Source organism: Lactobacillus helveticus, from assembly GCF_046109915.1.
GTDB classification, from domain to species: Bacteria; Bacillota; Bacilli; order Lactobacillales; family Lactobacillaceae; genus Lactobacillus; species Lactobacillus helveticus.
In genome coordinates, this window is sequence record NZ_CP151471.1 from 1,779,273 (window position 1) to 1,796,708 (window position 17,436).

The 17,436-nt window shown below is 37.0% G+C and carries 17 protein-coding genes, 3 pseudogenes and 1 riboswitch; of the genes and pseudogenes, 10 read left to right on the plus strand and 10 right to left on the minus strand.

Going from position 1 to position 17,436, the window contains the following annotated elements; all coding sequences use genetic code 11:
* The first annotated feature begins 7 nt into the window (after positions 1–7).
* From AADV52_RS09050 to AADV52_RS09065, 4 genes are all read left to right on the plus strand, one after another.
* The gene (locus AADV52_RS09050) at positions 8–1,315 is read left to right on the plus strand and encodes a glycosyltransferase family 2 protein (RefSeq protein ID WP_014918080.1); all 1,308 of its coding nucleotides are present in this window, start codon (positions 8–10) and stop codon (positions 1,313–1,315) included.
* A 13-nt stretch (positions 1,316–1,328) separates the two neighbouring features.
* On the plus strand, positions 1,329–2,453 hold the full coding sequence (locus AADV52_RS09055) for a glycosyl hydrolase family 8 (protein WP_014918081.1): 1,125 nt from the start codon (positions 1,329–1,331) through the stop codon (positions 2,451–2,453).
* A gap of 102 nt (positions 2,454–2,555) precedes the next feature.
* Positions 2,556–3,203 carry a YfbR-like 5'-deoxynucleotidase gene (locus AADV52_RS09060; RefSeq protein WP_014918082.1) on the plus strand — a complete coding sequence of 216 codons (648 nt, stop codon included), beginning with the start codon at positions 2,556–2,558 and terminating at the stop codon, positions 3,201–3,203.
* A complete protein-coding gene (locus tag AADV52_RS09065) occupies positions 3,204–4,121 on the plus strand; it encodes an HNH endonuclease (RefSeq protein WP_014918083.1) in 918 nt (305 codons plus the stop codon).
* Positions 4,122–4,173: 52 nt separating this feature from the next.
* Here the strand turns inward: AADV52_RS09065 and AADV52_RS09070 are convergent, their stop codons facing one another.
* The 3 genes from AADV52_RS09070 to AADV52_RS09080 form a co-directional block, all read right to left on the minus strand.
* On the minus strand, positions 4,174–4,929 hold the full coding sequence (locus AADV52_RS09070) for an amino acid ABC transporter ATP-binding protein (protein ID WP_014918084.1): 756 nt from the start codon (positions 4,927–4,929) through the stop codon (positions 4,174–4,176).
* Positions 4,929–6,542 carry an ABC transporter substrate-binding protein/permease gene (locus AADV52_RS09075; RefSeq protein WP_014918085.1) on the minus strand — a complete coding sequence of 538 codons (1,614 nt, stop codon included), beginning with the start codon at positions 6,540–6,542 and terminating at the stop codon, positions 4,929–4,931. Before AADV52_RS09075 ends, AADV52_RS09070 begins: the two co-directional genes overlap by 1 nt.
* 105 nt (positions 6,543–6,647) lie before the next feature.
* Positions 6,648–6,821: riboswitch (Lysine riboswitch) on the minus strand.
* Between the two features lie 48 nt (positions 6,822–6,869).
* Complete coding sequence (locus AADV52_RS09080; RefSeq protein ID WP_014918086.1) at positions 6,870–7,502, minus strand: DNA-3-methyladenine glycosylase; 633 nt, start codon at positions 7,500–7,502, stop codon at positions 6,870–6,872.
* Positions 7,503–7,571: 69 nt separating this feature from the next.
* Here AADV52_RS09080 and AADV52_RS09085 point away from each other — a divergent pair, with 69 nt between their 5' ends.
* A complete protein-coding gene (locus tag AADV52_RS09085) occupies positions 7,572–7,934 on the plus strand; it encodes a DUF488 domain-containing protein (RefSeq protein WP_014918087.1) in 363 nt (120 codons plus the stop codon).
* A 36-nt stretch (positions 7,935–7,970) separates the two neighbouring features.
* Here the strand turns inward: AADV52_RS09085 and AADV52_RS09090 are convergent, their stop codons facing one another.
* The 3 genes and pseudogenes from AADV52_RS09090 to AADV52_RS09100 form a co-directional block, all read right to left on the minus strand.
* Positions 7,971–8,753, minus strand: a complete 783-nt coding sequence (locus tag AADV52_RS09090; protein WP_014918088.1) for a TerC family protein — start codon at positions 8,751–8,753, stop codon at positions 7,971–7,973.
* Positions 8,740–9,257, minus strand: a pseudogene (locus AADV52_RS09095) (methylated-DNA--[protein]-cysteine S-methyltransferase). Before AADV52_RS09095 ends, AADV52_RS09090 begins: the two are co-directional and overlap by 14 nt.
* A gap of 51 nt (positions 9,258–9,308) precedes the next feature.
* Positions 9,309–9,650: pseudogene (locus AADV52_RS09100) on the minus strand (Sir2 family NAD-dependent protein deacetylase); the annotation flags it as partial.
* A gap of 92 nt (positions 9,651–9,742) precedes the next feature.
* Between AADV52_RS09100 and AADV52_RS09105 the strand changes: the two are divergent.
* Positions 9,743–10,600: an IS982 family transposase gene (locus tag AADV52_RS09105; protein WP_014918709.1), complete on the plus strand. Its 858-nt coding sequence runs from the start codon at positions 9,743–9,745 to the stop codon at positions 10,598–10,600.
* A gap of 10 nt (positions 10,601–10,610) precedes the next feature.
* Here the strand turns inward: AADV52_RS09105 and AADV52_RS09110 are convergent.
* Positions 10,611–10,982 (minus strand): annotated as a pseudogene (locus AADV52_RS09110) (Sir2 family NAD-dependent protein deacetylase); the annotation flags it as partial.
* Between the two features lie 91 nt (positions 10,983–11,073).
* Here AADV52_RS09110 and AADV52_RS09115 point away from each other — a divergent pair.
* Positions 11,074–11,553, plus strand: a complete 480-nt coding sequence (locus AADV52_RS09115) for a hypothetical protein (RefSeq protein ID WP_014918094.1) — start codon at positions 11,074–11,076, stop codon at positions 11,551–11,553.
* Here the strand turns inward: AADV52_RS09115 and cls are convergent.
* Both cls and AADV52_RS09125 read right to left on the minus strand, forming a co-directional pair.
* Positions 11,548–13,005, minus strand: a complete 1,458-nt coding sequence (gene cls / locus AADV52_RS09120; protein WP_014918095.1) for a cardiolipin synthase — start codon at positions 13,003–13,005, stop codon at positions 11,548–11,550. The two genes, AADV52_RS09115 and cls, sit on opposite strands and share 6 nt — an antisense overlap.
* Before the next feature lie 19 nt (positions 13,006–13,024).
* The gene (locus AADV52_RS09125; protein WP_014918096.1) at positions 13,025–13,951 is read right to left on the minus strand and encodes an alpha/beta hydrolase; all 927 of its coding nucleotides are present in this window, start codon (positions 13,949–13,951) and stop codon (positions 13,025–13,027) included.
* 87 nt (positions 13,952–14,038) lie between these two features.
* On the opposite strand from AADV52_RS09125, the gene AADV52_RS09130 reads away from it, so the two are divergent.
* Positions 14,039–14,797, plus strand: coding sequence for a ribonuclease H family protein (locus tag AADV52_RS09130; protein ID WP_014918097.1), 759 nt, complete (start codon positions 14,039–14,041; stop codon positions 14,795–14,797).
* A gap of 46 nt (positions 14,798–14,843) precedes the next feature.
* Here the strand turns inward: AADV52_RS09130 and AADV52_RS09135 are convergent, their stop codons facing one another.
* The gene (locus AADV52_RS09135) at positions 14,844–15,788 is read right to left on the minus strand and encodes a DUF1002 domain-containing protein (RefSeq protein ID WP_014918098.1); all 945 of its coding nucleotides are present in this window, start codon (positions 15,786–15,788) and stop codon (positions 14,844–14,846) included.
* Between the two features lie 161 nt (positions 15,789–15,949).
* Here AADV52_RS09135 and AADV52_RS09140 point away from each other — a divergent pair, with 161 nt between their 5' ends.
* On the plus strand, positions 15,950–16,765 hold the full coding sequence (locus tag AADV52_RS09140) for a glycosyltransferase family 2 protein (RefSeq protein WP_014918099.1): 816 nt from the start codon (positions 15,950–15,952) through the stop codon (positions 16,763–16,765).
* A gap of 11 nt (positions 16,766–16,776) precedes the next feature.
* Positions 16,777–17,433: an alpha/beta fold hydrolase gene (locus AADV52_RS09145; protein ID WP_012211271.1), complete on the plus strand. Its 657-nt coding sequence runs from the start codon at positions 16,777–16,779 to the stop codon at positions 17,431–17,433.
* The last annotated feature ends 3 nt before the right edge of the window (positions 17,434–17,436 follow it).

The following is a 17,436-nucleotide window of genomic DNA, read 5'->3' on the forward strand; positions in this document are numbered from 1 at the left end:
AGAAAAAATGAATGATTTAATGCAGATAATCACTCTAATTTCGATTTGGCTTTCGCTGCTCATGTCGATAATTACTCTGGCTGGAGCTGTGCTATTCTGGTTAATACACAGCAAGGTTTTGGTTAGAATTACGCCGCTTAAGAGATATCCTAAGGTAACAATCGTGGTACCTGCTCATAATGAGGAACTAGTGATTGAAAAGACCGCAACGGCTATTTTAGATTTGAATTATCCTAAGGATAAGTTAGAGATTTTATTTTATGCAGATAACTGCGAAGACAAAACTGCAGATGTACTGGACAAGGTATTAGCTCAAAAGCAATATCAAGGCCGCAATGCTCAGGTAATTAGAAGGACTGGTACGGGCGGAAAAGCAGGCGTTTTGAATGATGCTTTAAAGATTGCTCATGGTGAATATCTGGGCGTTTATGATGCGGATGCCATGCCTGAAGAAAATGCGTTGTACTTTTTAGTGAGAAAGGTGTTGGAGAATCCAGAGCGTTATATGGCAGCTTTTGGCCGCAATAAAACGCGTAATGCTAAGCAGAATTTCTTAACTAAATGTATCAATCAAGAAATCGTTGTAACGCAGCGAGTCCAGCATTGCGGCATTTGGCAATTATTTAAGATTGGCCGCATTCCGGGAACCAACTTTATCATTAATAAACAGTACGTTGAATCGATTGGCGGCTGGCGCAATGGCGCTTTAACCGAGGATACTGATATCTCCTTTAAAATTATGGGGTCAGGCAAGTTAATAGCATTGGCCTATAACTCTGAAGCGTTCCAACAGGAACCCGAAAGAATCAAAGATTATTACTTTCAGCGTTTGCGTTGGGCTAAGGGTAATTATGAAGTAGTAATCAATAATTTTAAGCATATTTTTGATCGCAGCAATTGGCGCGTTAAATTAGAAACTTTTTATTATTCATGTACGTTCTTTTGGTTTAATGCGGCAATTGTGCTATCCGATATAATCTTTTTGGCTAATTTAATTGCATTGATTGTCCATATTTGGGAGCCTAATGTCACATTGCCGTTTACTATTACTTCAAGCAATATTTTGCTTGCACAAATTTTGTTGATGAACTGGCTATTGATGATTTTGCTTTATATTTTGCAAATTAATGTGGCAATGTGTACGCAATATGGGCAAGCTACAACGAGTCAAATTTGGCTTTCGCTTGCTTCATATTTCACCTATTCACAATTGTTCATTGTGGTTTCTATCCATGCTGTGTGCTCAGTTTGCTGCGATCGCATATTTCATCGTGATGGAACTAAATGGGTTAAGACAAAGAGATTTGCTGATTAATGGGTGAGAAGTTATGAAGAGACTGAAGCTTTTGCCTTGGGCATTTATAGGAATAATTACAATTTTTGCTGCGATCATGGCTTATGTTCGTTTTGACAATAGCCGGCAGTTGCGCCACAGATTTTATTTACAATGGAGAAGAGATTACGTCGTTAAATATAAAAATGACGAGAGCTTTATTAATACTACTCCGCGTACTCATAAAACGATGGCTTTATCTGAAGGTCAAGGCTATGGCATGTATATTAATGTTTTGGCAGCTAAAAATGGCTGGGGCAAAGAAAATGATTTTGAGAGATTAAACAATTTTTATTTGGCTCACCGTGAACGGATTGCTGGTGCAACAACGGATTTAATGTCTTGGCGTATGATCAAAAAGCAAGGAAAATGGAAAGTCGATAAAAATAGCGCGACAGATGGTGATTTGTTTATTGCAGAGGCTTTACTTAAGGCAAGCAAAATTTGGTATAATGATCAATATACTGATGAAGCCCATGCCTTGATAAATGATATTTTACGTTATGAGTACAATCCGCAGACTAATACGTTGACAGTGGGAAATTGGGCGAATTCCAAATCCAAATTCTATAATTTAATGCGGACTTCAGATGTAATGCCTGAATTTTTCGATGATTTTTATCAAGAAACGGGAGATCGACGGTGGCTTTTGATTAAAAAGACGATGCTAAAACGTCTTAACCAATTGAGCCATCAACATAAGAGTGGACTTGTCCCAGACTTTGCTTGGGTAAGTAAAAGCAACGCTAAGCCGGTAAAAGCCAATGCGGTGGCCACCAAATATGATGGCGATTTTTCAGCGAATGCATGCCGGGTACCAATGATGCTTGCTCAATCTAACGATCCTCTTGCAAAAAACACATTGAAGCGGATGATGAAATTCTTTAGTAAGCAAAGCACTTTAACTGCAGGTTTTACTTTAGAAGGTAAGCCGCTAAATAAGTATCAATCTGCTAGTTTTAGTGCTCCAATTTTTAATGCTGTAAGTTTTAATTCAAATCAAGGATTTGACAATTTGTTCATGTCCCAGCAATATATTTTTGCGCGGCCGTTGCCTGCTAAAAATTACTATGATGCGGCTTTAACAACGATGACAGCGCTAGAGGTAGAAAAGATCTAAAGAAAATGGCTAGGAATATTTTCTAGTCATTTTCATTTGCAGTAAAAGTCTTTTTTTGTTAACATAGTAAAAATTTTAGTGAATTTATGGGGAGGAATAAAAATGGGATTAAATGCTTATATTCAAGGTTTTAATAGTTTAGAGTCAATCGATCGTGCACCGGGCTACTTTAAATATCATCATCATTCAGTTGCCGATCACTGCTTCAGAACAGCTGAACTTGCTCAAATGATGGGTGATATCGAAGAAGTTCATGGCAAGCAAAAGATCAATTGGAAGGCTCTTTACGAAAAGAGCTTGAATCACGACTATACTGAACGCTTCATCGGTGATATTAAGACGCCTGTTAAGTATGCCACTCCTCAACTTAGAAAAATGATTGGCGACGTCGAAGAAACGATGACCACCAAATTCATCAAGGATGAAATTCCTGAAGAATTCCAAGAGATTTATACTAAGCGCCTTTCAGAAGCAAAAGATGATACTCTAGAAGGAAAGATTTTATCTGTTTGTGATAAGCTTGATTTGCTTTATGAAGCATATGGCGAAATTGAGTTAGGTAATCCGAACCCAGTTTATATGCAAATGTTTAAAGAAAGTCTTGAAACTATTAAGAAGTTCGATGATTTAGTTTGCGTGCAATACTTTATTAAAAAGATTTTGCCAGATTTATTTAAAGGCGATTTTGCAGGTAAGGATAAGATGCAACGGATAGCTTTTAGTATTCTTTTGTTAGGGGATGATGAATAGGTGAAATTTTTGTGCAGTTCATGCGGTTTGCGCATGGACTCTTTGCATTTTAAGCAGGAAGGGTTAATGAACCCTAAGCTAACTAGTATTTGTGATATTTGTTTAACTCGCGGCTTAAATGCAGATGATTATGCTAACGATGCGGTGGCTACTTTTGCCAAAAGTTTGCTCTATACTTTTGTAGGCAAAGAAAAAGATACTGCTCAACCTGATCCGATTGTAAAAAATAAAAAGATCCGTAAAAGATACGAAGCTTTTTTGCAGGATTATGATGGTAACGAAATAGCTAAGAGGCAGGTTAAGCGCTCAGACTTAAATTTAGATATGATTAAGAGCGAAGATGGAAAATTAGACTATGTACCCGATCAAGGCGTAACCTTTGCTCAGAACATGGAAAAAATGGGTTTACGGGTCGATTTTCAATTAAATGAAGTAGATTATATTGATCGTGAACGTATTCGGGCAAAATATAAGTATCGTTGCCAGTATTGTGGTAGACGTGGCCGCAGCGTAGATCATAAGGATCCAGTGTCACTGAGCCATAATAATAGTCTTGATAATTTGACTTTGGCTTGTGCAGAGTGCAACAGGATTAAATCGGATATGTCATATGATTTGTTTATTAAATTAAATGATCAAATTTCTGGTGTTAATAAGAAGCTAGTCAAATATGAGAATGCTTTGGGAACCTTAAAAGAAGAATTTGAACATCGTCGGCGCTATCTGGCTGCTCAAGTTCATCTCAAAGGTGTAGTTAATGATCCCGAGCTTAATGCGATTCGGAAGGAAAATAAAAAGTTGCAGGATGCAATTGATAGTTTGCAAAGCGATTATGATGACCTGCGTATGACTCGGAAAAGTTATTTCGATACTGGATGGAAATTAGCACGAATTAAGCAAAATAACGATATTATTTAATTGAATAAAAAAATAAGCTTGAATTTTAATTTTCAAGCTTATTTTTGTTGTTTTAGAAGTCCATCTTTCTAAAGTTGCTTAAGAACTTCTGTGTCTTTTCATTTTGTGGATTGTCAAAGATTTGATCAGGTGAACCTTGTTCAGTAATTACACCATCATTGATGAACAATACTCTATCAGAAATGCTCTTAGCAAAACCCATTTCTTGGGTAACAATGACCATTGTTAAACCAGTAGTAGCTAATTTTTGCATAACGTCTAGTACTTCGCCAACCATTTCTGGATCAAGGGCACTAGTAGGTTCATCGAAGAGTAATACTTCCGGATTCATTGAAATAGCACGAGCAATGGCAACACGTTGTTGTTGACCACCTGATAATTGTTGTGGCTTAGCCTTGATGAAAGGTTCCATACCAACTTTTCTAAGGTTTTCCATAGCGATCTTGCGTGCTTCATCTTTAGAACGTTTAAGCACTAATTCTTGACCAATCATGCAGTTTTCCAAAACATTTTTATTTTCAAATAAGTCGAATTGCTGGAAAACCATACCAACCTTTGATCTGAAAGTATTACGGTTGTAGCCAGGAGATAAAATATTTTCACCGTGGAAATCAATCTCGCCGCCAGTTGGTTCTTCAAGCAAATTGATGCAGCGAAGAGTAGTAGACTTACCACCACCAGATGGCCCGATGATAGTAACGATTTCGCCTTTATTGATATCGCATGAAATATCTTTTAATACTTGGTGATTACCATATGCCTTTTGCATATGCTTTAAACTTAAAATTACTTCGTTGTATTCAGTCATTAATTATTTGCCTCCGCATCTTTTGGAGTACCAACTTGAACTTGGTTAGCCATCAAGTTGTAGTTCTTTTTACCTTCAAGCTTCTTTTCGATAAAGTTGAAGATTCTGGTAATAGTAAATGTCAAAATTAAGTAGATTGCTGAAATCATTAAGTAAGTTGGGAAGAACTTGAATGATTGACTGGCAATAGTTGTACCAACGAAGAACAATTCAGAAACTGAGATGATACTCAATACTGAAGTATCCTTGATGTTAACGATAAATTCGTTAGTAATTGATGGTAAACAGTTCTTAATAGCTTGAGGCAAGATAATGTGCCACATTTTTTGGTTGTGGGTCATACCTAAAGCACTAGCTGCTTCAAATTGTCCTTCTGGTGTAGAAATAATACCACCACGGATAACTTCGGCAAGGTAGGCACCAGTGTTAATTGAAACAATGATTAAAGCGGCAATAGTTCTGTTCAAGTTTAAGTGCCAGAATTGAGCAATACCATAGTAAATTACGGCAGCCTGAACCATCATTGGAGTACCACGGAAAATTTCAACGTAAACTGATAATAACCATTTTACAACGTTCAAAGCCCAGCGCTTACCGCGAGTAGTTGGGGTAGGGATGGTACGAACGATACCTATAAGCAAACCAATGAAGAAACCAACAACAGTACCAACTAAAGCCAAAAGCAAAGTCATGCCAATACCGGACATAATCATGCCGCCGTATTGCTTCCAAGTAGTTACTAACCAGTTTTCCTTCTTGGTTTCGTTACCAGCCTTAGGTTGTTCTCTAATGGCTTGTGAAATTAATTGTTCACGCTTTTTGTTAGAAATAGTTCTTAAAGTAGCGTTAACTTCGTTAAGCAATTTAGTGTTGCCTTTCTTAACACCGATACTAGTTACGGAATCATCATGATCAACCTTAAAACCAGCCATCTTATTCAAGTTAACGGCAATGATGTTAGGATTAACATTGTGGTAACTTTCAAATTCGATGTCTTCTGCAACGTAACCATCGATGGTGCCAGAAGCTAAACTTTGACGCATGGCTGAGAAGTCACGCATAGCTGGTTCGCGCTTAGCACCCTTTAATTGCTTGATTAAGTCGTAGTGCAAAGTACCTTGTTGAGCAGTTAACTTAGCACCCTTAAAGTCGGATAATTTCTTAGCGTTTGAGTATTTACTTGCTTTATTGGTAATAACGACAAAAGTACTTTTTCTGTATGGTTCTGAGAAGTTGATAGCCTTACGTCTTTCAGCAGTAGGACTCATACCAGCGATGATTAGATCAATCTTGCCAGAAGTTAAAGCAGGCAATAAACCCTCCCATTGAGTCTTTTCAACTACAACTTTTTTGTGAAGTCTCTTACCAATGATTTTGGCGATTTGCACGTCGTAACCATTTGCATAAGAATTTGAACCATCAATTGGCACAGCACCGTTTGTCTTTTTAGGCTGAGTCCAGTTGTATGGTGGGTAATTGGCTTCCATACCTATTTTTAATACGCTGGAATCTTTTTTAGCAGCTTGGGTCTCGCGGCTGTTAAAGCTGAATCCAATAAATAAACTGATTAGGATTGTCAATAATGCAGCAATCCATCTAAATCTTGACTTCAATGAAAAACCCTCCAATGTTTTCAACATAAAGCCAATACAATAAAGCGTAAATAAAAACCTCGTTGCTCCGTTCACAACGAGGTTATAATCATCAGTATTAAAACCAAATCATATAGCGCTCCCTGGGGGCTAACCAGGACAGTCTATAGAATGTTGTTCTATAGCCCAACAGGTCAACACACGAATATTAAACCTATTTCGGCAACAATCCTAAAATAACCTTCTTCGTCTTCGTGGACTCCAACTTACTTCGTGATTGTCGCAACCTCTATTGCATTGGAATATTATTTAACTATGGAAGAATAATAAAAGAAAAATGAAAAGATGTCAAGCCCATCCATTGTTTTTTGCATAGTTTCTCTTTTTCATATCTGAAACATAAGGATTGCCAGCGACGTAATAGCGTAATTTTTTATTAGCCCAAACAGGATCTGATTGGTTAATGCCAACTCGTTTGTCTGCAATAATTTCTTGAGCGGGCTTTCTATGATCGTCTTCAAGATCAATTTTAAATGGCGAATCAGAAAGAAAATGCAGGTTCCAATTTTTATCGTGTATTCCGAAGGCTTGCATCATTTTTGCTGGGCCGTTGGTAAGCAAGACACCGCTTTTGCCGCTTCTGTTTTTGATCATAGTATCAATTCCCCAGATGGGTTCGATTGCTCTGATAAGTACTCCTTGAGGCTCGTTTTCTTCTTGACAAGCAACGTCGAAAAAGAAGTATTGCCTCTGCGCATAAATATAAATGGTGCCTCCGCGGCGATAAAGCCCCTCGTTGGCAGGACTGCGATGGCCGCCGTAAGAGTGGGCTGCGCGATCATTTTTGCCCATATATGCTTCAGCTTCAACAATATAGCCACCTAATTTTTCTTTTCCATTATCATAAATAAGAGGTTGTCCAATTAAATCACGCGTAATCTCATCTGTAGGACGATTGGTAAAGTAATCTGAATAATTCATATGATGCCTTTCTGGTTTCATTTTTTTTGTCTTAGCTATAGACTAATCTAAAAAAGAGGATTTTATCAAATGAGTGAAATAAAATTAGTAAGAATTTATGATCATGAACAACCTGCCGGTTATAGAATGCTCGTGGATCGGATGTGGCCACGGGGAATGAGTAAAATTAAGGCTGCTCTAGATGAATGGGATAAGCAAATTGGACCAACAAATGAATTAAGAAAATGGTTCAATCATGAGGATGAGAAGTTCCCTGAATTTAAGGCTAAATATATTGAAGAACTTGATAAAAATGAATTTACATCCGAATTTATAGAAACGGTTAAAAAGCAATTGATAAAAAATGATGTTCTCTTTTTATATGGTGCTAAGAATAGGAAACATAATCAAGCTGTTGTTTTAAAAGAATATGTACAAGAAAGATTAAAGTAAATGAAAAAGCTTATCGCAGTAGATAAGCTTTTTTATCTAGATATGTTTACGTCCATGGCGTTTGACGCGCCAGAAGTGAAACAGAATAGTCAAAATTAAAATAGTAAATACAATAATAGCAAAGACGGTGTTTGGCAATTCAAAGTGAAGTGGTGGAAGTGCTAAAAGCAATTTTAAGGCGATGATAGCAATTAACAGATAAGCCATTGGCTGCAATTCAGGAATGATATCCATTAATTTAATGATAATTTCCGCTACGCCTCTCATGCAGAGGATACCAATCATTCCACCGATTAAAACTACAACCGGATTGCTTGAAACGGCTAATGCTGCAAGCACTGAATCGATAGAAAAGACGATATCCATTGATTCAATTGAAATAACTGTACGCCAGAATAAAGATAAGACGTGTTTCTTCTTCTTTTTGCCTTTATGATGAGCAGCTTCACGCTCTTCTTTTTCACGTTCAGCGGCCTGCTTAGGGTGACGTTGATCATAGAAAAATTTAAAAGCTAGATAGAATAAGTAGATACTACCTGCCAATTTAATTTCCCAAAAGTGAATTAAATATGTTCCGATTCCGATAACGATAAAGCGGAAAAGGTAGGCACCCCATAATCCGTATAATAATGATTTTTCCTTTTCTGCTTTTGTGGGCAGCACTTGCGTTTGCGCTGCCAAAACCACAGCGTTATCAACCGAAAGCAGGCACTCCATTAAGATTAGGGTAAGGATAATCATCCAATCCTTGCCACTAGTTAAAACATGGGCCCAGTTGCCTAGGTCAAAAAATGGAGCATACATTTTAAAGATTGCCATGTAAATGACTCTTTTCTAATTCAATTAATCTAACTTTTTCTTTTTGTCCTAAACGGTAAGTACCCACTTGGTTATTAGATAGAATAATTCGATGATCTGGAATAAAAATCAAAACTGGATTTAACGCTACAGCATGTGCTACTGCACGTGAAGATGTAGCATTTGGTAACGATGTTGCGATATCACCATAGTTGGCTGTAAAGCCATATGGGATAGTCTGTATAAATTGTAACGTTTTTCTTTGAAATTCGGTACCAAATTTCGAAATATCATAGGAACGTCAAATTCTTTTCTGGTCCCAGCAAAATACTCTTTTAGTTGCTTGACATAAGGAGCTAGTTTCTCAGGGTCATGTACAAGCATTCGGTGAGGGTAAAAGCTGAAGATAGGGGAAACACTTTCGTCTCCTTTAAGCCCTACATAAGTTAATCTAAACCTGGAAGCCGTTAAAAAGTAAGTCCACGGTTGGATTGTTACATAATCATAATAAAAAAACTCTGCCATGTTTTCACCGCCTGTATAATTTTTGCTTTGAAAATATTAAATGTTTATATATTAATTCAAGAATTTAAATACATCAATAGCATCACCAATAATTTGTTTAATTCCTGGCGTAGGAATTTCAGTTTTGTTAATGGCAATAATCTTTGCCTTCTCGTTGCGATAGGCTAAAAGTTGAGCAAATGGATATACCACAAAACTAGTTCCACAAATAATAACTAAGTCGGATTTTTGCATGATCTCAATCGATTTAGTTAAAGTTTCAGGATTGATTGATTCACCATATAATATTATTCCTGGTCGAATAATGCCACCACAATTTTGGTGGATATAATTTTGAGAATATTCTTCATAAGAAATTGAATGGTGGCATTTAGTACAATATATATTATATACGCGTGGTGCTAGTTAAATCGTTTTAGTTAATAAAAAAGTCCAATCGGACTAGACTCAAGTTGTAGTATTCAATAGAAAAGAGTCTGATCTGATTGAACTGCCTTAAGCTTAAGCGTTTTAGCCACCATTTACAAGTTAGTTTTAAAGATTTAGTGATAATTTGTCGGCACTGGTATCGTTTATCTGCTCCGGCTGAATTTAGTCAACGGCGAAACATCAACCGGGTAAAAGCTACGGACAGTCTGATTTTGGCTTTACTTATCTGGCAAGCTAAGACAGGAATTGAATCACAAAGAAGATTCTGTGAATGTTTCAATTGTTTATCACACTCACGTTTTAATCGACGTTCACGTCAGCTATTGCAATTGATTTATCAGATACGGCAAGAAATGAATAAAAAGGTTGACCTGAATGGACAGTTCTTGATCATTGACAGCTTTCCGGTACCTGTTTGCCAACCAATTCGCAACTATCGTGCTAAAATTTTTCGCGGTTATGCCAACATTGGTTATAAGGCCACCAAGAAAATTTACTTTTATGGTTTCAAAGTTCATGCCATTGTTAGCGATGACGGTTACATTCTTGATTATGTAGTAACAAAAGCATCAGTTCATGATGCCAGGGAGACAGTTGAACTGATGGAAAATACCCATCCATCTAATTACTATCTTCTTGGCGACGAAGGCTATTTAGGCAAAGAACTGCATCAACAGCTAAAACAAATGGGTTATGAACTTTGGACACCATATCGTAAAAATATGACAGGAGCTAAAAAGCACAATGATCATCAATTGATGGCTATTCGCAGAACAATAGAAAGCGACTTTTCGCTTCTGACCTATTACAATGCCGAGAACAATCGAGCACGTAGTCTGATAGGCTTTCAAAGCCGGTTAGAAATTGCAATTTTAGCTTATAATTTGGCTTATTGTCTAGAACGATTTAACTAGCACCACGCGTATTATATAGATTTCCATGAAACTCTGTCACGTGTTTATTTCCAGCTTTTGTATCCAAACGATCAATATTTTGGGTAATTAAATCACCTTTTTTATTACAGATTTGAGCAATTTTTTGATGAATTAGGTTAGGTTGGGCTTTTGGAAAATACATATTATTCATTACAAAATGATAGAAAAATTCTGGTCGCTCATAGAGAGTATTTTCACTGAGGATAGTTTCGGGACTTTCCTGTACGCCGTTATAAATGCCGTTTTTTGAACGATAATCGGGGATGCCAGAATGAGTTGAAACACCTGCCCCCGTTAAGAAGACGATATGTTTAGCATTATCAATTTCTTTTTGCAATTCAGATAAATCAGTTTGTTTCATAATTTTTGCCTCTATTCTGCAATCTGTTTGTTTAATCAAAAATCATGTCTTTGTTATAATGAAAAGAAATAAAGTTTTTGAGGGGATTTTTATGGCTTATATGTCTTATTTTTATATTGTAGTGAATGTATTAATGCTAGCTTATGCTTGTTACAGTTGGTATTGGCAGGCAAAAGTAGAATTTCGTGGACATTATCGCATCTCTTCAATCGTGTGGGCTCTTATTTTTATTTGGCTAGGTTTTACCTGGAACTACATTGAGAAAGGTGATCCAGGTGTTAATGTATTTTTGGCCTTATTCTTGTTAATTAGCATAATTGATGGCTTTTCAGGCTTTAGTCCTAAAAAGATGGTAGTTTCAGGCTACTTTAAACGAACAGTTAAATATAATGAAATTTCTAGCGTTACATTAATTAATGTCCCTAATCCTAAAAAGCCATTAGTAATGGCAATTTTTAGAACTGACAATAATAAGGCATACATGATGCGGTTCCGGATTCAAGTTAATGAAGTCATTGCCGCATTGCAAAAATATATTGGTAAAAATATTCCCGTTGAAATTCAATCATAAGATTGGAGAAAGCATCCGTGAAAAACTTTGCAAGGTTCGCAATATGCGACCTTGCTTTTTTATTTCTTCACGAGTAAGCAAGTGAGATTTCTTCATGTCAGCTTCAAAAACTTCAGTCATTTTTTTAGTAAATTTTTTATCATAGAAAATGGCATTATCTTCAAAGTTTAAGTCATATGAACGATAGTCTTGATTCATCGAGCCAACGGTCGAAAAACTGTCATCGATGATAGTGGTTTTGGCATGTAAAAAGCCATCTTCATAAATATAAATTTTCACGCCGCAACGAGTTAATTCGTTGGCATACCATTGGGTGGCACGATAAATAAAAGGATGGTCTGGCTTGCAAGGAATCATGATTCTCACATCAACACCTGACATGGCAATCGTCTGCCATGTGGCGAAAACGGCATCGTCAGGAATTAAGTAAGGAGTTTGAATCCATAGGCGTTTTCTAGCTAGCTGCATTAACCGCATCATACCGTTACGCATATAGGGAATATAACGGTCAGGTCCATCAGAAACAATTTGGGTAGCAACATCTCCGCGATGGATCTTTTTTTCATCAAGATCAGGGAAGAGAGTGGAGTTAAAGCGGATAAGTTGTTCAGGGCGCTTGATAGAGGCGTTCCAGTCCATTACAAAACGCTCTTGCAATAGCAAGGAAGCAGAACCAACGATGCGTACCTGGCTATCACGCCAGTGACCAAATTTCTTTTTTCGTCCTAGATATTGATCACCGATATTAAATCCACCAGTCCAAGATATGCGTCCGTCGATTACAACGATCTTACGGTGTAAGTGATAGTTAATGCGGTATCTGGTGATCATATTTCTAGAAGTAATGAAGGGCAAAACTTCTCCGCCTGCTTTACGAAGTTGATCAAACCAGGCTTTAGTTGCACCCATTGATCCCCATGCATCATAAATTACGCGGACTTTTACACCTTGCTTAGCTTTTTTTATTAAAAGCTGCAAGACACGATTGCCGATGTTGTCGCTATAAAAAGTATAGAATTCGACATTAATGGTTTCTTTTGCACGAACCATATCTTTTAGCAGATCATGAAAGAAGGTCTCACCTTCAGTATAAAGCTCTACGTTGTTGTTCTTGGTTAAAGGCGACTCATTATTGCAATTAAAAAAATGAATTGCAATTTCCCCTAATTTAGAAGTATCTGAGGGGCTAACCTCTTTAGGTGCCTTAGCAATCGATTTTTGCACATTTCGCAGACCAATGTGATGCTGCTTATTAATGGAAAAAATGTTTTCCTGGGAAATACCTCGGCCAAAAAAGGCATAAAGGGTAATACCAACTACGGGAAAAATTAGTAAAATAATCAGCCAAGCCCAAGTTGTAGAGACCGATCGTCTTCGGTGGAAAACGATGTAAAAAGCAAGGAGTGTGTTAGTAATAAAGATAATTCTGATAAAATCATGCCACCAGACCATGTTCTTCCTCCAAAATAGTTTATTTTTTCAAGTTAAGAAATTTATCAACAAGATCAATCACGAATGGATTATCATGCATCCAGCTATGTTCGGCGTCGTTTTTACCACGAATTTCTACTTCTTGGTAAAAATGTGCTTTAGGAGCCAAAATATAGCGGATGCTTTTGGCTGAAACTACAGAAATGAATTTGTCGGTGTTGGTATTATCAAGCACATTGCCATAGATGTTTAGCACTGAAATATTAGAATTAAATTTTCTGCGATTAAGAAGCAAATATAAGTAGTGTGGATTCATCATACTGGGGCGACCATTCTCATTAAGGATGTTTACGTTGGGAATATCACCCAAATAAGTTACGCCGTCAAAAGGTCCAGCAATTAATGCACATTTGACTAAATGAGGGAAAGTTTTGCTGTAGGCGTGTTTCATTTCAGTTCTAATAATGCAAGGACAGGCTAGGGAGTGAGCTACAGCAATATATTTTTTGAAGTGGTATCTTTTGGAAAGAAAGGGCAAAACAAAACTGAGGTAGTAATCGATTCCGTAAATTCCTACGATTCTTTGACGAAAAGCAACTTGTACGATGGGGTGTTGATCCTTGGTCCAAGTGCCTTCTAACTTAAAATTGCCTAATAGATCAACCGTCACCTTTAAAAATTTATCGGTTCCCTTATCTTGCATTGCTTGGTGAACCATGACGTTGGTGGTGTAATCTCCACCGCGAAAGCCATGAAAATAAATAATAGGAACTTGCTCTAGTGAGCTTTCTTCAATGACTGCCTTGTTTTCAATGCGTCTTTTGTGCAACTTGAGGAAAATACGTGTAGGGGCAAAGGAGGCAAGCAGACCCAGTGAGATCATGTTAAACATGCTAGGTTCCTGTTTTAGATCATGTTTATGGTTCTTTTCAGCTTCTTCGGCATATTTTTTGGAGTTAAAGAACATTTTTGCCACCTTCTTACATAATTCCCTATAATGAATAATAATTATATTTTAACATTGAGTAGAGATTTTTTGTTTTTGAGGTGAATCATGAAGTTTTATGCTGTAAAAAATGGTCGTGTGCCAGGCGTCTACCGCACATGGGATGAAGCAAAAAAGCAAGTAGATGGCTTTTCTGGGGCAGAGTATAAATCGTTTGAAAATATTACTGATGCGACGGATTATTTAGATTTAAATAAAGAAACACAACAGGATATTTTGCAAAAGGGTGAAAATACTTTACAAAATGCCATTGCAAAGATTAAGCAAGAAAGCAATAGGGTGAAAAATAAGCCACAAGCTAAGAAAACAAAGGCTCATCAAACTGCAGACTTTTTTGCCGTAACCTACACTGATGGCGGTACTCGCAATACAGGTGTCTATAAGGGCGGTCACGTTAAAAAGACAGACAAGGCAGCGTGGGCTTATTTGATTGAATGGGATGATCAAGAAGTTCATGGCTCAGGCGGTGAATATGGTGCAACCAATAACAAGATGGAACAAACTGCTTTGATTAATGCCTTGAAAAAATTAATCGAACTTGGCTTTAATGAAAAGCATTTATTGTTTGTATTGGATTCAAAATATGTTTTAAATGCGATTAACCAGCACTGGTTAGCCGGCTGGAAAAAACGCGGTTGGAAACGGTCTGGTGGACTATTGAAGAATGTGGCAGAATGGCAAGAACTTGATCGTTTGCTTAAGCATTTTCCAGACAGTACTTTTGAATGGACTAAGGGCCATGCCAATAATCGAGGCAACGAATTTGTAGACCATGAATTGAACCGTTATATGGATAACAAGATGTAAAAAGCATAAAAAAGACCTGACTTCAAAAGAAATCAGGCCTTTTTGTTTACTTAAACAAGCCGCTGAAGAAGTTGACAATGCTGTCCCAAATTTGTTGGAAAAGATTGCGATTTTCAGGAGTGTTGAACTTGTTAAAGATGTTCTTAGCACCATTTTCAATTTGGTTAGAAAGCTTAGCAGCTTGGCCCTTAAAGTCGCCATTCTTTAAAGCACCAGAATCACGAATCTCAATTAATAAATTAATGATTTGATTCTTTTGATTATTGTTAATGGTGTTGCCTAAGTGATTGATATTAATTTGATTATTTACAATGTCACGAATTTGACTATCGGAAATATTCTGTCCTTGCTTAGCCATTTCAGACTTGGCACCAGCAACGGCATTGTTTAATTGAGCATCAGAATAGCCATCTTTATTTTTGTTTTCTTTAGTAATGCCACTCAAAGTATTCATTTCATCTTGAGCTGCGTTGACTTGTTTTTGATTCAAGGCATTGCCGTTTTTGGCATAAGCTGCATAAACACCGGCTAAGGCACCAGAACCATCAATTGGAATAGCGCTGGTTACGTAGATGTTAGCGTCAGTAATTCCGGCGGTTAAAGCCGCATTTTTATATTGGTTAGCGGTGATAGTTGTGATATTGTTTTTACCGTTATAGTTTAAAATCTTAACGTTAATTCCTGAACCGCTGTTAGTTTTTTGAATCATTGCACTGGACCAAACATCGGATGAAGTGGTGAAATTATCACCAGATGGGTTCAAATACTTAACTAGGTCTGAACCAGTAACTGTAATAGTTTGGTAATTGCTGCCGTTTAATGGGGCAGTCAAGGTCTTCAAAGTACCTTGTTTTTGTGATTCGGTTAAGGATGTACCTAGAGTAACAACTGGGGTATCGTCGTCAGCGAGTACCGTTTCTTTTTTACTAAAAGAAAATATCGCGACTACACTAAGCAAGATTGCCGTAATTAATGTAAGTGATTTTTTCATGATTAAATCTTTTTCCTCTTTTTATCGAAAATATATTCTGTTTAACACGCCCCATTATACTAGAATTTTGAAAAAATTTAATAGGACTACAGTCTAAAACTTTCTTAAGTTCGACCTAATTCCTAAAGATGATATAATAAGTAGCAACAAAGGGGGACATTATGTTACAAGTGCCAAAGTTAACTATTATTATGCCGGTTTATAATACGGCACAATACTTGCCACGTGCTTTCGATGCTTTGCTTAAGCAAGTTAATAAAGCATTTAAGCTAATTGTGGTTGATGATGGCTCAACTGATAATTCGGTTGAGGTAGCGCAAAGTTATGCCTCTCGTTTTCCATATTTCAAATTAATTCAAAAGGAGAATGGAGGCCCATCTGATGCACGTAATGTTGGTATAAAGTACATCGACACGCCATATGTCACCTTTCATGATGGCGATGATTGGGTAGATCCAGGTTATACTGCATTCTTTATTAATGCCTTTGAAGAACATCCAAATGTAAATCTTGTATCATGTGGTTATTGGATTGATTATCCTGATAAAAAAGAACGTGTTGTTGGCCACCCAGAAGGTGGATTTTTAACACGTGGTGAAACTTACCTTAAATTAACTAATGTATTTGGTTCACCAATGAAAGGATATAGCTGGAATAAAGCTTATAAAACAGCGATCATCAATAAATATCATTTAAGATTTGATTGTGATATTTCTTTGTTAGAGGATCAAATTTTCAATGTTAAATATACTTCAGTAGCTAGAGGCGTGTACTATACCCAAAAGCCGTATTATCACTATTGGCAAAGAAAAGGCAGTATTATTCACCAACCTAACTTTAAAAAGGTAGCAGATAATTTCCGCGGCAATTACCGTGTATGGCACAAGATCATTAAGACTATCATGAAAGATCGTGAAGAAGAGAAGATGCGTAAGAAGCTAAATCGTTCAGCTTTGCGTGATAGTGAGGCTCAGTAAGAGAGGTTTTTATGAAAGAAAAGGTTAATGGCATCGAATTTTATTATCATAAATTAGGCAAAGGGGCACCTTTGCTTCTTTTGCATGGTCACCATTTAGATGGAGGCATGTTTGATAAAATCGTTGCTCCACTTTCTCTTTATTACACTGTCTATGTACTAGATATGCGTGGGCATGGATTAAGTGAAGGCGATATTGCGGAACATTATCATACCGAAGTAGAGGATGTCTACGCTTTTATTAAACAAGTAGGCATCGAGGGATGTTACTGTTTTGGTTTTGATGCAGGCGGATTAGTTGCCATGATGCTAGCTAGAAAATACCCAACAATTTTTAAGAAAATGATTGTTGCTGGTGTATTTGTCAATGGTGCGGGCATTCGTCCATACCACTATCTGACTGAAGGCTTCCACCGCTTTTTTAAGCTTGATCGCGATAGCCGCGTGGAATTAACTGAATCTTTTATTGCAGAAGATGACCTTAAAAAGATTACTACGCCAACTTTATGTGTGGTCGGAGAAAGAGATTGGGTTAAGGTTGAACACGTTCGCTGGTATAGTCAATTTATGCCTAATGCACGATTAGTGATTATGCCACGTCAAACTCATGAGAGCTATGCAGTGCGTAGCCTTAAGCTATTAGATTTGATTAAAGAATTTTGTAAATAATTA

Bases quoted from the DNA above. Each gene is read 5' to 3' on its own strand.
- AADV52_RS09050 (WP_014918080.1), top strand. From the start codon at position 8: ATGAATGATTTAATGCAGATAATCACTCTAATTTCGATTTGGCTTTCG.
- AADV52_RS09055 (WP_014918081.1), top strand. From the start codon at position 1,329: ATGAAGAGACTGAAGCTTTTGCCTTGGGCATTTATAGGAATAATTACA.
- AADV52_RS09060 (WP_014918082.1), top strand. From the start codon at position 2,556: ATGGGATTAAATGCTTATATTCAAGGTTTTAATAGTTTAGAGTCAATC.
- AADV52_RS09070 (WP_014918084.1), bottom strand. From the start codon at position 4,929: ATGACTGAATACAACGAAGTAATTTTAAGTTTAAAGCATATGCAAAAG.
- AADV52_RS09080 (WP_014918086.1), bottom strand. From the start codon at position 7,502: ATGAATTATTCAGATTACTTTACCAATCGTCCTACAGATGAGATTACG.
- AADV52_RS09085 (WP_014918087.1), top strand. From the start codon at position 7,572: ATGAGTGAAATAAAATTAGTAAGAATTTATGATCATGAACAACCTGCC.
- AADV52_RS09090 (WP_014918088.1), bottom strand. From the start codon at position 8,753: ATGGCAATCTTTAAAATGTATGCTCCATTTTTTGACCTAGGCAACTGG.
- AADV52_RS09115 (WP_014918094.1), top strand. From the start codon at position 11,074: ATGGCTTATATGTCTTATTTTTATATTGTAGTGAATGTATTAATGCTA.
- cls (WP_014918095.1), bottom strand. From the start codon at position 13,005: ATGGTCTGGTGGCATGATTTTATCAGAATTATCTTTATTACTAACACA.
- AADV52_RS09125 (WP_014918096.1), bottom strand. From the start codon at position 13,951: ATGTTCTTTAACTCCAAAAAATATGCCGAAGAAGCTGAAAAGAACCAT.
- AADV52_RS09130 (WP_014918097.1), top strand. From the start codon at position 14,039: ATGAAGTTTTATGCTGTAAAAAATGGTCGTGTGCCAGGCGTCTACCGC.
- AADV52_RS09135 (WP_014918098.1), bottom strand. From the start codon at position 15,788: ATGAAAAAATCACTTACATTAATTACGGCAATCTTGCTTAGTGTAGTC.
- AADV52_RS09140 (WP_014918099.1), top strand. From the start codon at position 15,950: ATGTTACAAGTGCCAAAGTTAACTATTATTATGCCGGTTTATAATACG.
- AADV52_RS09145 (WP_012211271.1), top strand. From the start codon at position 16,777: ATGAAAGAAAAGGTTAATGGCATCGAATTTTATTATCATAAATTAGGC.